The sequence below is a fragment of the Desulfonatronum sp. SC1 genome, from assembly GCF_003046795.1.
GTDB lineage: Bacteria > Desulfobacterota > Desulfovibrionia > Desulfovibrionales > Desulfonatronaceae > Desulfonatronum.
Map to the genome: position 1 here is coordinate 1 of NZ_PZKN01000079.1, position 702 is coordinate 702.

Here is a 702-nt window from a genome sequence, read left to right on the forward strand (position 1 = left end):
CTTTCGGCACGTGAAATTGTTGGTAATGAGTCGCAGGAGCGGATGGGACTTGTTCTGCATGAGAAAGATCTTGATGATTTAAAGCGTGTAGCTGATCGGGAACGCTCTCCCATGTATGTGGTTGGCGAAACGACCGGCGATCAGCATCTTAAATTTGTAGATGGTGCAGGAAATGCCCCAATAGATTGGCAGTTGGCCGAAATGTTTGGTAATCCTCCCAAAACCATTATGAATGATGTTGTGGTTAATGAACCTTTTGCTGCGCTCACATACGATGCCTCAAAGGTGAAGGAGTATGTTGAAAGCGTGCTGCAAATTGAGTCAGTTGCATGTAAAGATTGGTTAACCAATAAAGTTGACCGCTCAGTTACAGGACGTGTGGCCAAACAGCAATGCGCAGGAGAGATTCAATTGCCATTGAATAATTTGGGTGTTACTTCAATCGACTATCGAGGTAAAGAAGGGGTTGCGACCTCTATAGGTCATGCACCAGGAATTGCTTTGTTTGACGCAGCCGCAGGTTCCGTTGTGGCAGTGGCCGAATCGCTTACGAATATTATTTGGGCACCATTAACACATGGACTCTCAGGTGTGAGTTTAAGTGCAAACTGGATGTGGCCATGTAAAAACAAAGGTGAAGATGCTCGATTGTACAATGCCGTGGAGGCGCTGAGCGATTTTGTAGTTGATTTAGGCATCAAT

At 45.4% G+C, this 702-nt stretch carries 1 protein-coding gene; it reads left to right on the forward strand.

Annotation, left to right across the window (positions count from 1 at the left end; genetic code table 11):
- Positions 1-702 (forward strand): hypothetical protein (locus C6366_RS20800; protein ID WP_199221570.1); only part of this gene is annotated, 702 nt, incomplete at both ends.